Genomic DNA, 14,960 nt, shown 5'->3' with positions numbered 1-14,960 from the left:
TTATTATTAATAAACAAGACAATTAAGTCTTAATAAAAAATAGGTTTACAACTTAGGTAGCAATACACATGCCAAGATCGCCATTTACGTATAATTATAATGAGGGAATAATGTAATTAGTTGATACAAAACATAATTTAAAATAAACAATATAGAATTGTTTTTAATAAATTTGAGATCATTGATTTACCTCATTGATAAATTATCAAATATGATAAATAGTGTGATGGCGGTATATAAATAATTTAATACATTGATTTATAAATATATTAATAATTATCACTTCAATTAAATTTATTAATATTTATCAATCTTGATAATAAGGAAAAAAATGACATCCATTCTGAGTACTATCCAAAATGAAATTTGCCATTATGCAGAAGCCATTTCTGGCGTGACTGGAACAGATGTCGAAATTATTGATGAATATCTGATCCGTATTGCAGGAACAGGTTATTACAAACACATGCTTAATCAAAACGTTTCACGTAACGGCTACATTTATCGTCATGTTTTACGAGTACAAGAAACCGTATTAATTAAAGATCCAGGGGAAAATAACCTCTGTCATCTATGTGAAAATCGAGAAACTTGTACGGAAGAATTAGACCTTAACGCACCGATTTTTTTAAATGGCAAAGTCATCGGGGTCATTGGTATTATTTGCTCGACTAAACAACAGCGAGCCGTATTACTTCAGCAACTCAATAAATTCATCACATTCATCGAACAGATTGCTGAAATGATATCGAGTAAGGTCTTTGAGTGTCTTGAACGCTTGAGAGCCCAAGAATCTTTACATGCATTCCGACGATTGATTGATGCCATGGATAGAGGCGTGATAGCAATTGATAGCCAACAAAAAATTTGGCATACCAACCGCTCTGCATCCCGCTTTTTTAATAAAGATATTATAGGCCTGTCACTGTCCTTTGAGCTAACAGGGGATATTTTATATGGTGATGAAGAAGCATGGCTAGAATTAGAAGGCCAGCGCTATCATGTACTCTGTCGTAATGTCACTTTTACTTCACTGGAAAATGATACGTTAACCATGATCATTTTTCAGGATGCCCGTGATTATATTACTCATGTCAATCAATCATCCGTTGAAATCAGCGAAGTCCCTTCCCAGTTAATCGGTAATTCATTAACCATGATGAACCTTAAACAAACCATCAAGAAGGTTGCTATCAGCCATGCAAACGTGCTGATCACGGGAGAAAGTGGCTCAGGAAAAGAAGTTGTCGCTTATGCTCTACATGCACAAAGTGCTCGACATGATCAGCCCTTTGTCACCATAAACTGTGCTGCAATACCAGAGCAACTCCTAGAAAGCGAACTCTTTGGCTATATCAGAGGCGCATTCACTGGAGCGGATCCCAAAGGGCGTATAGGTAAGTTTGAATTAGCTCATGGGGGAAGCCTATTCCTCGATGAAATTGGTGATATGCCTTTGTTATTACAGGCTAAATTACTGCGCGTTTTACAAGATAAAACCATCACCCGAGTTGGCTCAAATAACCAAATACCTACCGATGTCCGCATTATTGCAGCCACAAACAAAAATTTATTAGAGATGGTCGAGAACAAAACGTTTAGAGAAGACCTATATTACCGATTAAATGTTGTGCCAATCCCTGTTCCTGCATTGCGGGAGCATCGTGAAGATATTGCTGATTTAGCAAAGTATTTTTCTGACCAATTTTCAATACAATATGATAGAGAAAAGCAAAAGATCCCTGATACAGTAATGAATTATTTATATGGCTATCATTGGCCAGGTAACATACGTGAACTGCGCAATGTCATCGAGTATATTTATGTCATGCAAGGCGATCTGCCTGAAATGAACCATAGCCATTTGCCTGAGTATATTACAAAAACAAATTCATCTGTAGAATCATTAGGCTACATCACAAAAACCGCCGCAGTACCTACGCACCATTATGAAAAAGAGACCATACAACACGTACTTGAAAAAACGGGTTACTCCATGAACGGAAAGAAAGAAGCGGCACAAATATTAGGTTTAAGTATTGCAACACTGTATCGCCGATTAAAAAAATACGATATCACCAGCTGATATTCATTTTGGGTACGCATGTTGCCTTCTTCCCCTTTACGCCAATCTGTTTCACTTATCTAAAAACAATCACAAAATGAACAGTCTTTTTGTGATGACCATCTTACCCACTTTGGTTTTTTCGCCAATTTCAAGAATATCTGGCTAAAAAATACAATTAATCCTAATTCATTTTACTTAGATTAGGAGCGCCAATTTATTTTTAATCAATTGGTAGACAGGTTAATTATGCCACTAAGAATGGCATCATAAATAAATTATAGGTGCAAACATGAAAAGAATTAAAACTAAGATTCTCTTGTTATTTTATATACTTATTTCAATAATCTCCACCAGTGCTTTAGCCACATCAGATAACGATGCCCTTTATTTTTACCTTGTTAGACATGGGCAAACTTATTCAAATATTAAAGAAATGACCATTGGCGGAGGTGGTAATGCTCAGCTCACAGCCAAAGGACGCTATGATGCACGTAGCCTTGGTTTAGGTCTAGAAGATGTCAATTTTATTGCTGGATATAGCAGTACATTAGGTCGAGCCCATGAAACTGCCAGTAATATTTTAACTGGCCGTAATATGGATATTATTGAGATTGAGAACCTAAAAGATATATCTTGGGGTAACGCTGAAGGTGGTAGAATTGATGACTTAACGAGCCAATACGGCCATTCTGGTAATGAATTTGAATACTATTTTGGTCACTATAAGGACAAAAACTTCAAATCTATCGTCAACACTGAAAACATGTATGATTTTTCTCAACGCTTCGAGTCTGCATTATTGGATATTGCTAATCGCCATAAAAATGAAACAGGTAATATTTTAGCCGTTGGCCACTCATCAATGGCATTTTATTTGCAAAAATACCGTCAAGATGAACCATTATCAGGGTTAAGCAATACTGCCGTTTCGGTATTAAAATATAAAGATGGGCAATTTACTCTTCTCGACTTTAATAATACGGATTATTTAAAATCAGGTTATGCAAAACAAGAGAAACTTCCGCCTCTTGAAATCTCGATTGTCATCAACCCAATGACTATTTTAAATGATGCCAATATAATGGAAGGTACCTCAGACTCCGATCTCAGTAAATCAGGTGTTGCGGCGGTTAATCAATTGAAACAACACATTAACCCTACTGACTATTTTGCGGTTTATAGCAGCACATTAAATAGAGCCAAATATACTGCAAACCACTTATTTGAAAATAGCCCCCTACCAATCCAAATTAATCGTAATTTAGATGAAATTTTCCTTGGCCTTTGGGAAGCAGAGAAAATCAGCACATTAGAAAAAGAACCTGAAGGCCAGTTTGCCAAGCTACATTCAGGGACAAATGTGTTGAGCTTTGAATCCCCAGTCGATGGTGAAACTGGGGCTATTGCAGCCTACCGATTAGAAAGCTTACTCAGAGATATTGGTATCCAAAATGAATTCCATACAGGAAAAGTGATGGTGGTTACTCACCCGATTATTTTCAGTGCATTTTTAAATAAAGTTCAGCCAGAGTACCAATTCATCCCTAAAAAAGACTTACAACTGATTACCCTGCAATATAAAAATGAAAAATTCAGTGTCAAAAATATCCAGTCTTTTAATGGTAAATAAGAGAAATTAACACCTTATAATCGCCAATAAAAAACCTCGCCATTGCGAGGTTTTTATCTCTTCAGAAAAGCTCAAAACGAATTATACATTTTTCCTTTCGATAGTTTCTTCCCCCCAATATAGCCTATCCGCGGTGGTCTTCGAAAAGGCAAGAGGTAAAACCTCATCAGAGCCTTCTTCCCAAATTTGTTCCGCTAGCACTTCATCATTATTCGCTAATTCAAAAATAGCTTGAGCAATTTCAATTGAGGTTTCTCTAACTTTAGCCCATTCGGCTATATGGTGAGGATCTTTCATTATTCGCTCCTGATTCAATGGTTCTGATAAAAATACTCATATATTTCAACTCTGTGAATAAGATCACTGTGACTTTAAATATATTGCCATTTTTCCTTTTTAGTGGCGCTCCATTAAACGCGCTCATTGTTCACTCTCTCTAGTATATGACTATAAGTTAAGTAATAGAGATAAAAAAAGTCATGAATATTCGCCATGTTGTTGCTATTGATTTAGGCGCATCTAGCGGTCGTGTCATGTTGGCTTGCTATGATGTGCATAATAAAAAATTATCGTTAGATGAAATTCATCGTTTTACAAACCATTTGATCACTGAAGGTGAACACTGTTATTGGGATCTGGATGATCTTGAAGCTCAGATACTGATTGGCTTACATCGTGTAGAGCAATCTGGTATCAATATTGACAGCATTGGCATCGACACTTGGGGGGTTGATTATGTCCTCCTTGACCGTGATGGGGCTACCGTTGGTCGTCATTTTTCCTACCGTGATAACCGTACTCAAGGTGTCATGGAACAAGTTCAAGCCGATCTAGGTGTGCAGAACATCTACCAAAAAACTGGGATCCAATTCCTCCCTTTCAATACTTTATACCAATTGAAGTCCTTACAACAATCACACCCTCAATGGCTGGAACAAGCACATCATTTATTGTTGATCCCTGATTATTTGTCATACCGCTTAACTGGGAAAATCAACCATGAATATACCAATATCTCCACCAGCCAAATGATTAACCTGCAAACGGGCGATTGGGATGATGAATTAGTCGAGTATTTACAGTTGCCACGCCGTTTATTAGGTGAAATCAAGCAACCAGGTAATACCATTGGCTATTGGCACACACCCAAAGGCCAAAAAATCCCCGTGATTGCTGTGGCAAGCCATGACACTGCCAGCGCTGTCATTGCGGCACCGATAACCGATAGCCATGGTGCCTATTTAAGTTCAGGAACATGGTCATTAATGGGCCTCGAGCGCACATCCCCTTGTACTTGTGAAAACGCATTTTCTGCCAACATTACCAATGAAGGTGGGATTAATGGTCACTACCGTGTTCTAAAAAATATTATGGGGCTATGGTTATTCCAACGCATTTGCCTTGAGCACAATGTGCAAGATATTTGCAGTCTCATTACCTCGGCAGAAGCAATTCCAGCATTCACGTATCTGATCAACCCCAACGATAACCGGTTCTTGAACCCAGAGTCGATGAGCCAAGCCATTAAAGAGGCTTGTCGGGAAAACCAACAACCCGTCCCAAATACTGTCGCTGAGCTAGCTCGCTGTATTTTCGACAGTTTAGCGCTGCTTTATCGTCAAGTATTTCTTGAATTACAACAGGTTAATCATTCCCCATTACAACAGCTGCATATCGTCGGTGGTGGCAGCCAAAATGCTCTACTTAACCAATTATGCGCCAACACTTGCGAAGTTCCTGTGAGTGCAGGACCGGTTGAAGCCTCCACCTTAGGCAATATTGGGTATCAGTTGATTGCCCTAAACACCATTCCAGATGTCCCCACTCTGCGCTCCATTATTGCGCAAAATACTGAACTTTGTTGGTTTCAACCTCAAAGCATCGCACTGGATGAACCTTGGAAACGATTTAAAACCATTACGGGCTAACTCAGGTTATTAACCGTAAATCGATAAGTTATAAGGAAAATTTCATGTCTAATTACAAAGAAAGTTATCTTATTGCCAAACAACGTTTTGCTGACCTTGGTATCGATACTGAACTAGCGATGCAAGCTATGGCTGACTTGCCTGTATCGATGCATTGCTGGCAGGGAGATGACGTAGCCGGCTTTGAAAAATCAGCAACCGCTTTAAGCGGCGGTATTCAAGCTACAGGTAATTACCCCGGCAAAGCGACTAATGCGATTGAATTACGTGCAGATATGGATAAAGCAATGAGCTTAATTCCAGGCCCTAAACGCGTTAACTTGCATGCTCTTTATCTCGAAGCAGATACTGCCGTCGAACGTAATGAAATTGAACCTCGCCATTTTGCTAATTGGGTTGATTGGGCGAAAAAAAACCATATCGCACTCGATTTTAACCCTTCTTACTTTTCCCATCCGCTCAGTAGCGAAGCAACTCTTACTCATAGCAATAAAGAAATTAGAGACTACTGGATTGGCCACGGGCAAGCTTGCCGCCGTATTTCTGCATATTTTGGTGAGTCATTAAACAGCGCTTCCGTGATGAATATTTGGATCCCTGACGGCATGAAAGATCTCCCTATTGACCGCTACGCTCCTCGTCAACGCTTAGTCGAGTCATTGGATGAAATTATCAGTGAAAAAATTGATATTAAATATCATATCGATGCCGTCGAAAGTAAATTATTCGGTATTGGCGCAGAATCTTACACCGCAGGCTCCAGTGAGTTTTATCTGGGCTATGCCATCACACGTAAAACCGCTTTATGTTTAGATGCAGGGCACTTCCATCCAACCGAAGTCATTTCGGATAAAATTTCAGCGGTCATTCCTTATGTTGAACGTCTACTGCTGCACGTCAGTCGCCCTGTACGTTGGGACAGTGACCACGTCATTTTGTTAGATGATGAGACTCAAGCCATTGCCAATGAAATCATTCGCCATAACTTAAAAAATCGTGTGCATATTGGCCTCGATTTCTTTGATGCATCGATTAACCGTATTGCCGCTTGGGTCATTGGGACTCGAAATATGAAAAAAGCCTTACTACGTGCCTTACTTGAACCAACAGCAAGACTACGCCAACTCGAAATTGAAGGGGACTTCACGGCTCGTCTTGCGCTATTAGAAGAACAAAAATGCCTGCCATGGCAAGCGGTTTGGGATGAATATTGCGAACGCAACAATGTTCCTGTCGGCGAAAAATGGTTAGATGAAGTTAAACAATACGAAAAATCAACATTATTAACACGTTAAGGTGAATTGTATGCAAGATATTCTGACATCTTGGTTTGTTCAAGGAATGATAAAAGCCACCAGCGATATGTGGCTCAAAGGCTGGGATGAACGTAATGGCGGTAATGTGAGCTTACGACTCACCGAAGACGATGTTTCGCCATTTAAACACACTTTTCACGCTGACCCACGTTATATCGAAGCGACAGAGCCAGTTAAAGAGCTCGCAAACCAATATTTTATTGTTACAGGCTCCGGTAAGTTTTTCCGTAACGTTGCCTTAGACCCCGCAGATAACTTAGGTCTGGTTCGTATCGATAGCGAAGGCCAGGGTTACCACATTGTTTGGGGCTTTGTGAATGGTGCAATACCAACCTCTGAATTTGCTGCACACTTTCAATCGCATATCACACGTATGCAAGCCACTAATGGCACTAACCGCGTCATCATGCACTGTCATGCAACTAACATCATTGCATTAAGTTATGTTTTACCACTCGATAGTGCATCCATCACTCGTCATTTATGGGAAATGAGTACCGAATGTTTGGTAGTTTTCCCTGATGGTATTGGTGTGCTGCCATGGATGGTCCCCGGCACAGATGGTATCGGTTTAGAAACAGCGGAACAAATGAAACAACATGGCTTAGTACTTTGGCCATTCCACGGTATTTTTGGCTCTGGCCCAACTTTAGATGATGCTTTTGGTTTAATTGATACCGCAGAAAAATCTGCGGAGATATTGGTAAAAGTTCTCTCCATGGGTGGTAAAAAACAAACTATTTCAACAGAAAATCTGATTGCGCTTGCCAAGCGATTTAATGTCACACCAATGTCTGATGCATTGAAATAAAACCTGTTTCTCTGTGGATACCCCTTTCCTTCCACAGAGAAATTAAAACGATAATAAACAGAGAGGAATAGTTCATGGGCAGTGGAATTTTACTCGGTATTTTTTGGCATTTTGTCGGCGCAGCTTCAGCTGCCTGCTTTTACGCACCATTAAAGAAAGTTAAAAACTGGTCATGGGAAACGATGTGGTCCATTGCCGGTATTTTTTCGTGGATTATTTTACCTTGGACCATCAGTTATATTTTACTTCCTGACTTTTGGGCCTATTACAACTCTTTCAGTGCAAGTATTCTGATCCCTGTATTTTTATTTGGCGCCATGTGGGGGGTTGGTAATATTGGTTATGGCTTGACCATGCGCTATTTAGGTATGTCAATGGGGATTGGGATTGCCATTGGTATTACACTCATCGTTGGTACCTTGATGACCCCTATTATTCAAGGCACATTTGGCGAGTTGATTGCCTCGACTGGCGGAAAACTAACGATTCTTGGTGTCTTAGTGGCTGTTCTAGGGGTTGCTATCGTTTCCTATGCTGGGTTACTGAAAGAAAAGGCGACCGGAGTGCAAGCTGAAGAGTTTAACCTGAAAAAAGGCTTATTACTGGCAGTCATGTGCGGTATTTTCTCAGCCGGTATGTCATTCGCCATGAGTGCAGCCGTCCCTATGCACGAAGCTTCCGCTGCCCTCGGAGTTTCTTCTCTTTATGTCGCATTACCAAGTTACGTCATCATCATGGGCGGCGGCGCATTAATCAACTTAGGCTATTGTTTTATTAGGCTTATTTACCGCCAAGATATCTCTTTCAAATCAGATATCTCTGTCCCCAAAGCCCTACTCGTCAGCAATATTTTATTTGCCATTTTGGGTGGCGGTATGTGGTACTTCCAATTCTTCTTCTACGCATGGGGACACGCCAATATCCCATCACAATACGGCTTTATGAGCTGGATGCTACATATGAGTTTTTATGTTCTGTGTGGCGGTATTGTGGGGTTAGCCCTAAAAGAATGGAAAGGCACTGGCAGAAAACCTGTCCGAATTTTATGTTTAGGCTGCTTAGTGATTATCTTAGCTGCAAACATTGTTGGCTTGGGAATGGCAGCATAACGTAACGACTTTTTATTTTAATCGATCGGGAGGTCAGCGATGACCCATAGAATGATACTCAATGAAACCTCATACTTTGGCGAGGGAGCTATTAATCACCTTGTAGAGGAAATTCAAAAACGCCAATTTAACAAAGCACTGATTGTTACGGATGCGGATCTGGTTAAATTTAATGTTGTCAGTAAAGTTACCCAATTATTAGATAACGCTAAATTAGACTACGCCATTTATGATGCCGTTATTCCTAACCCAACCATCGATACGGTCCAACAAGGACTAGAATCCTTCAAACAATCTAATGCAGATTATCTTATCGCTATCGGTGGTGGTTCTCCACAAGACACCGCCAAAGCGATTGGGATTATTATCAATAATCCACAATATGAAGATGTGGTGAGCTTAGAAGGTGTCGCTCCTACCCAAAACCCAGCGGTTCCAATTATCGCCATCCCAACTACCGCTGGAACCGCGGCTGAAGTCACGATTAACTATGTCATCACGGACAACAAACTGTGCCGTAAATTTGTGTGTGTTGACCCCCATTGTATCCCTGTGGTTGCGATTATTGACCCTTCAATGATGGCATCTATGCCCGCTAGCCTAAAAGCCGCTACTGGCGTTGATGCCCTCACTCATGCCATTGAAGGCTATATCACGAAAGGAGCTTGGGCACTTACCGATGCTCTGCATCTTAAATCCATAGAGTTGATCAGCAATTCGTTACGGCAATCCGTTAAGGGCGACCCGCACGGCGTTGAAACAATGGCTCTCGCACAATATATGGCTGGAATGGGCTTCTCTAACGTTGGATTAGGGTTGGTTCATGGTATGGCTCACCCACTTGGGGCGTTTTACAATACACCTCATGGCGTCGCCAATGCCATTTTATTGCCCCATATCATGGCGTATAACGCAAATTATACAGGGGAAAAATACCGCGATATCGCCCGTGCAATGGGCGTAAAAAATATAGACTCCCTACCACTTCAAAAAGCCAGAGATACCGCCATTGCAGCTGTCTTTGCGCTAAACAAAGACGTTGGTATTCCTGAAAAACTGCGTGAAATCGGCATGAAACCAGAAGATATTCCCTCCCTTGCTCAAGCCGCCTTTGATGATGTGTGTACTGGGGGTAATCCACGTGACGCAACATTAGAGGATATCGCTGAATTATATCAAGCGATTTATTAGAGGACAGTATCATGATAAAAAAAGCATTTGTGATGCAAGTTGCTCCTAACGCCCACCAAGAATACCAGCGCCGACACGATGAAATTTGGCCTGAATTAGTGCTTACACTCAAAGAACACGGTGCACATCACTATTCTATTTTCTTAGATAACAAGCGAAATTTATTGTTCGCCTATGTGGAAATTGAATCACAAGAACGCTGGGATAGCGTTGCACAAACGGAAGTATGCCAAAAATGGTGGAAATATATGTCGGATATTATGCCATCAAATCCTGACAACAGCCCTATCAGTGATGAGTTAAGAACGGTATTTTATTTAGACTAATCCCCCCAGACAGTGCTAGCCTTTGGCTAGCACTTACCTCAATTTATTTTTCTGTAAAAAACAGCGTCGATATGCACTTGCGGTCATATTCATTTTTCTATGGAAAACACTCGAAAAATAATTACTATCCTCATAACCACATTGCCCAGCGATTTCACTGATCGACAATGAAGTACTACGTAATAATAATGCCGCTTGGCATAAACGTAGTTGTTGCAGATATTCCATTACCGTCATTCCTGTTTTCGACTTGAATAAACGCTGTAATGAACGAGCGGACACCTGGTTTTCCTGAGCAAACTTATCTAATGAAAATGGCGTATTGATACTTAGATTTAAACGGTTTATTAACTGATCCAGTTGATGTAATAAGCTTATTGGCACTTGGTCTGGCTGATACCGTAAACGATAAATATAAATTGCCAGTTGTAAGAATAACCCTTCGCAAAGATGAATGGATGGGATATCAGGTTTTTGGCACTCTAATGCCATTTTTTCAATAATTGGCGTTAAAGTCGATAAACTTGAAGGCGGTAATTTCCAATGCCGAGATATTATCGGCTCATGGCTTAATGGTACATACTGTTCGATAGATTGTTTTATGAGAAACTCATTAGGCTTGTATAATATATTAACTAGCTTTAAATTATTTACAGAGTGATAGCCATGATAATCCTCCGCATTAATATAAAACAGATCTCCACAAGTAATTGGGTAATCAGAACCATTCCAATGATGTAAACCATTTCCTGAAAAAACAATAACAAACTCATTAAAATCATGACGATGAATAATAAAATCTTCCTGAGAATCTCGCTTTTCTATCGTCACAGTATTTTCAGGCCGAATAAAATAATCACCGCTGTTGAGAGACAGAATTTTTTGTATCATGGCCACCTCAGAAAAGAATATGGATGATCATGACGATCTTTGTTAATTGCTACAATGACGCAAGTCACGAGGTGTGAAATTATACTCGCTTTTAAAACACGTCGAAAAATACGCACTATCATTAAAACCATTTTCCAACGCAATATCCGTAATGGTTTTATCCGAAAAACGGATTTGATAATAAGCTTCTGATAACCGCAATTTTATTAAGTAATTTTGTGGCGATATACCTAAGTTATTTTTCATATAGCGATGAAAAGTCCGCAACGAGACCGAAAACTGAGTCGTTAAACTTTCCCAATCAATTTCTTCCGTAAAGTTTGCATTCAACCAGCGTAGCATTTGGATAATCCGTTGTTCATTATTCCCTTCACCTACATAGTTATAACGCCCCTCTTGCAGATTAACAATTAACTGCAAAAAAAGGCTCTCAGTATACGCAAGGTCAGAATCACTTTCATGGAGTTTAACGATAATCTGTTGCGCTCTATTGTAATGCTCTTTATTTAATAGCCAATGGGAAATGTTTTTTTCAGTATCCGCAGGGAAAAAATGACTGATATTATTTAAATAAGTAAAGCTGGAGTCTGAACGATATAACACGTTAGTTAAATTGAGGTTAGAGACATTATCAAATAAGTGATAATCGCTGGATTTAATATAACACACCATACCTGGGCATAATGTATAAGGCCGCCCATTAAGTATATGTAGACCAATGCCCTGAGTTACCAAAAAAATCTCACTAAAATCATGTGTATGTTCAGGAAAAATAGGCTGAGGCACTCTTGGTTCAACCGTAATGTGCTGCTGTGGTGTGATAAAAAAATCTTCGCTATAGAGTTTCATGAAAGATCTCCGAGTAAACACTCCTCCCCCGTAGAACCTACCATGGACTTACTTATCATTCATTAGCCCATCGTAAATACCCTTATATCCCTATTCTAGCGTTCTCATCTAAAATCACCTTGAAATTACTACCAAGCAATCACAAGTTATTGGCTATATTTTCAAGAGTTCATCAAATAAATGTGCAAAATGTGACCTTGAATACACAAAGGCGACTTCATCTAAGATCGCAGTTTTGCAAAAGGGGGCAATCACCAGCTAGTTAACTATCTGACTTATCAAAATAGGATTGGTTATCAATAAGCTGTAATCACATGAAAACATAACATTGTATTTTCACTTTTCGAAATGGTGGCCTATGGCTTAGAAGAGTGTAGAATTAATACTTTATAATCAGTCAATTACAGTCTATCTCAGTGTTCAAAAGCTACAAAGAAGATAAAGTAATTCAAAGTTGTTTAAAGTCGTTCAATCATATTCAAACTTGAACGTCACAACCACGTCCTATCATTCCCCTCTCATTTTTTGTATCACAATTTCGGCATAGCTCGTCACAGTAAATTAAACCTAGTAGTTAACAACGTACATATACTTAATTGATGATATATTAAATATCCCTTTAACTTCTAAAATATTGTCGTTACGTATCACTGCATCACCAAACCCGCCGAATCTAATATCAATTGCAATTGAGCACATCGTCCCCCTTCACCACAGGCAGCACATCGAAATTTGTCGTGTTTACTGGTGATAAAATTTCGCACTTCATCTGGTATTTAAACCAAAAACAGCCACTAAGGACTGTTTTAGTTTTATGTCATAGGCCGTGGTTACTCAATAAGAAAATTGACATCTAAACTTCCTCTATAACCCCCTGGTGCTATTTCCCCATTAACACATAAAGCAAAGTTTAGCCCTTGAATAAAATTTTTCCCTACCGTGCTATAAACTTGCTTGCTCTCTGTATATTTAATGGCCTGCGACGAGTCGGTAGTACAAACTTCATTACCTTTTGCTGCCGTTCCTACTGATGTAGCGATATAGGGCAAATCACCAGAATGGCCATCTAACGATTCTAACACCATGCCCGTTTGATTTCCGCTCACCAAAGCGTTATTTGGCTTAACAGACATGAAGTATTTACCTGTATTTGGGCAGCTGACATTAATTTGAGCAAGGGCATTCGCTAAATTTTTCGGGCTTGGATAGGTCCCCGCTAGCTGAGAACCAAAATTAATTTTAGTATTTGTAATTGGAGCAACTTTACATGTATCTACTGCAAATACACCTAAATCTTGATACTCATTAATGAATGTAGCATTCGATTGATTAACTGAAAAACCATCACCAGGGCCATCACGATGCGCCATGATTAACCTATCATCTGCAAAATAACGACCTTTTTTTAGTGGTTGAGGTGCATACGCAGAATAGCTCGTAATAATGCCTGTGAACTGCATAGGAGCAACTGAAGAATCTTGAATCCTATTAGCTAAATAGCCACTCACTCCGCTTTGAGGTTCCAGTCCAAAATTTAATGGATTTGGAAGCGAAGAACCAATAGGTACATGATACATTCTATCTGATGATGTCATTTTTGAGTTTTTCAGCGTAAAGGAAGCGCCTTCCCACATATAACCTGAATTTGCGTCACCAATAACTTTATACCGCAAATATTTCACACTAAATGTGCCATTTATCAGCAAGATTATTCTATTATTTTTGTCAAATTCATTAACTAGCGTAACGCCATATGCCCCTTCAGGTGGATAATAGGTGTATTCCCAGTTAGGGCTTCCTCCCTTCTTCCATGTTATCAATTCAATAAATGGGAAATTTGGATTGATCCTACTTGTTCCTGCTCGCTCTTGAAAATTAACCACCCTCAAAGGCGGTGAAACCTCTCCCAGATAACCTGTAGCTCCAACAGAAACGCGCAAATTATCTCCATACGAAACAGGAGTAAGCGCACTCATAGCGAGTACAGTCACACACACAAAATAACGTATTATCTTATTCATACCTTGCACCATAATTTTTAATCATTTTAAGTTGCATTAATCATATAACCCTTTTATTTATCTGAGTATGAAATACACGCATAAATTGTAACCAGAAATTACTCACACTAAGAGTTTAAAAGGAATTAAATGTCATCAATTGATTAAAAGTAGTGCATGTACTAAAAATAACAACTCTAATAAATAAATCTAACTTAACTCTCTTACCCATTAATAGACTGTGGGTATACACAGTAATACCTACTTAGTACGCATTGATACCTAAAAAACACCTATCTAGAATGAGAGTTTTTGAGGATAGGTGGCATGGAAAGAAAATATAAGCATCCGCAGATTAACCTCAGATTACTGACTAATTTAAAAAATAAAATTCAAGAGTTAGCTGAATGTAATAATCGGTCAGCAAATCAAGCAATGGTCGCAGCTATCGAATATTGGATATTGCGTCATTCTCATGTTGAAGTTTTAACGATTTGCGATGTGGCTGAGCTCATATTCCAACTTGAACGAGAGATGGAAGTCGTTAAGGAAAAATTAGGGATTAAGAAGTAGTCCCCACTATTGAGGGCTTTCTCTCACTCACGATAGTATTGATTTTTACGTCATTTACGGCACACATGAGCGAGTTGGCTAATTCAGTCTGGCGTCCTACTTTCAGTTCTGCAAGAAATGGGCGGCTGGGAATCAGTTGATATGGTGAGAAGATATGCTCACTTAGCACCTAATCATTCAATTGAACACGCTAAGCAAATAGACACTATTTTTGGCACTTGCGTCCCAAATATGTCCCAGTTAGCAAAAGTGGAGAGTTTTAAATGAT

The 14,960-nt window shown here is 39.3% G+C and carries 13 protein-coding genes and 1 pseudogene; 10 read left to right on the top strand and 4 right to left on the bottom strand.

Translation table 11 applies throughout. The features are described 5' to 3' along the window. Positions 1-331 precede the first annotated feature (331 nt). On the top strand, positions 332-2,086 hold the full coding sequence (locus ACE2AL_RS05545; protein WP_206082881.1) for a sigma 54-interacting transcriptional regulator: 1,755 nt from the start codon (positions 332-334) through the stop codon (positions 2,084-2,086). Between the two features lie 271 nt (positions 2,087-2,357). Beyond that, positions 2,358-3,698 (top strand): 2-carboxy-D-arabinitol-1-phosphatase, encoded by a 1,341-nt coding sequence (locus tag ACE2AL_RS05540; protein WP_375084130.1) that lies wholly within the window; start codon positions 2,358-2,360, stop codon positions 3,696-3,698. Between the two features lie 81 nt (positions 3,699-3,779). Here ACE2AL_RS05540 and ACE2AL_RS05535 read toward each other — a convergent pair whose 3' ends face one another. Further along, positions 3,780-3,995, bottom strand: a complete 216-nt coding sequence (locus ACE2AL_RS05535) for a YccJ family protein (protein ID WP_047756975.1) — start codon at positions 3,993-3,995, stop codon at positions 3,780-3,782. Positions 3,996-4,177: 182 nt separating this feature from the next. Between ACE2AL_RS05535 and rhaB the strand changes: the two genes are divergently transcribed. The 6 genes from rhaB (at position 4,178) to rhaM (ending at position 10,379) form a co-directional block, all read left to right on the top strand. After that, positions 4,178-5,626 (top strand): rhamnulokinase, encoded by a 1,449-nt coding sequence (gene rhaB / locus ACE2AL_RS05530; protein ID WP_272539044.1) that lies wholly within the window; start codon positions 4,178-4,180, stop codon positions 5,624-5,626. A gap of 44 nt (positions 5,627-5,670) precedes the next feature. Next, positions 5,671-6,921 carry an L-rhamnose isomerase gene (locus ACE2AL_RS05525; protein ID WP_272573365.1) on the top strand — a complete coding sequence of 417 codons (1,251 nt, stop codon included), beginning with the start codon at positions 5,671-5,673 and terminating at the stop codon, positions 6,919-6,921. A gap of 10 nt (positions 6,922-6,931) precedes the next feature. Continuing rightward, positions 6,932-7,753, top strand: a complete 822-nt coding sequence (gene rhaD, locus ACE2AL_RS05520) for a rhamnulose-1-phosphate aldolase (RefSeq protein WP_206082885.1) — start codon at positions 6,932-6,934, stop codon at positions 7,751-7,753. Positions 7,754-7,827: 74 nt separating this feature from the next. Beyond that, positions 7,828-8,862: an L-rhamnose/proton symporter RhaT gene (gene rhaT / locus ACE2AL_RS05515; protein WP_206082886.1), complete on the top strand. Its 1,035-nt coding sequence runs from the start codon at positions 7,828-7,830 to the stop codon at positions 8,860-8,862. Between the two features lie 39 nt (positions 8,863-8,901). Continuing rightward, positions 8,902-10,053 carry a lactaldehyde reductase gene (gene fucO / locus ACE2AL_RS05510; protein WP_272573363.1) on the top strand — a complete coding sequence of 384 codons (1,152 nt, stop codon included), beginning with the start codon at positions 8,902-8,904 and terminating at the stop codon, positions 10,051-10,053. Between the two features lie 11 nt (positions 10,054-10,064). Continuing rightward, complete coding sequence (gene rhaM / locus ACE2AL_RS05505; protein WP_206082888.1) at positions 10,065-10,379, top strand: L-rhamnose mutarotase; 315 nt, start codon at positions 10,065-10,067, stop codon at positions 10,377-10,379. A 33-nt stretch (positions 10,380-10,412) separates the two neighbouring features. Here rhaM and ACE2AL_RS05500 read toward each other — a convergent pair whose 3' ends face one another. The 3 genes from ACE2AL_RS05500 to ACE2AL_RS05490 form a co-directional block, all read right to left on the bottom strand. Then, a complete protein-coding gene (locus ACE2AL_RS05500; RefSeq protein ID WP_206082889.1) occupies positions 10,413-11,270 on the bottom strand; it encodes a helix-turn-helix domain-containing protein in 858 nt (285 codons plus the stop codon). A gap of 42 nt (positions 11,271-11,312) precedes the next feature. After that, a complete protein-coding gene (gene rhaS / locus ACE2AL_RS05495; protein WP_206082890.1) occupies positions 11,313-12,119 on the bottom strand; it encodes an HTH-type transcriptional activator RhaS in 807 nt (268 codons plus the stop codon). A gap of 830 nt (positions 12,120-12,949) precedes the next feature. Next, positions 12,950-14,140 (bottom strand): hypothetical protein, encoded by a 1,191-nt coding sequence (locus tag ACE2AL_RS05490; protein ID WP_353169062.1) that lies wholly within the window; start codon positions 14,138-14,140, stop codon positions 12,950-12,952. Positions 14,141-14,446: 306 nt separating this feature from the next. Here ACE2AL_RS05490 and ACE2AL_RS05485 point away from each other — a divergent pair, with 306 nt between their 5' ends. Both ACE2AL_RS05485 and ACE2AL_RS05480 read left to right on the top strand, forming a co-directional pair. Further along, positions 14,447-14,692: an Arc family DNA-binding protein gene (locus ACE2AL_RS05485; protein WP_375084129.1), complete on the top strand. Its 246-nt coding sequence runs from the start codon at positions 14,447-14,449 to the stop codon at positions 14,690-14,692. 69 nt (positions 14,693-14,761) lie between these two features. After that, a pseudogene (locus ACE2AL_RS05480) lies at positions 14,762-14,959 on the top strand (tyrosine-type recombinase/integrase); the annotation flags it as partial. Between the last annotated feature and the right edge of the window lies 1 nt (position 14,960).

Origin of the sequence: Providencia xihuensis (assembly GCF_041953405.1) — a bacterium.
GTDB classification, from domain to species: Bacteria; Pseudomonadota; Gammaproteobacteria; order Enterobacterales; family Enterobacteriaceae; genus Providencia; species Providencia vermicola.
Note: the sequence above shows the minus strand (reverse complement) of the source record. Positions and strands in the feature narration are given on the sequence as shown.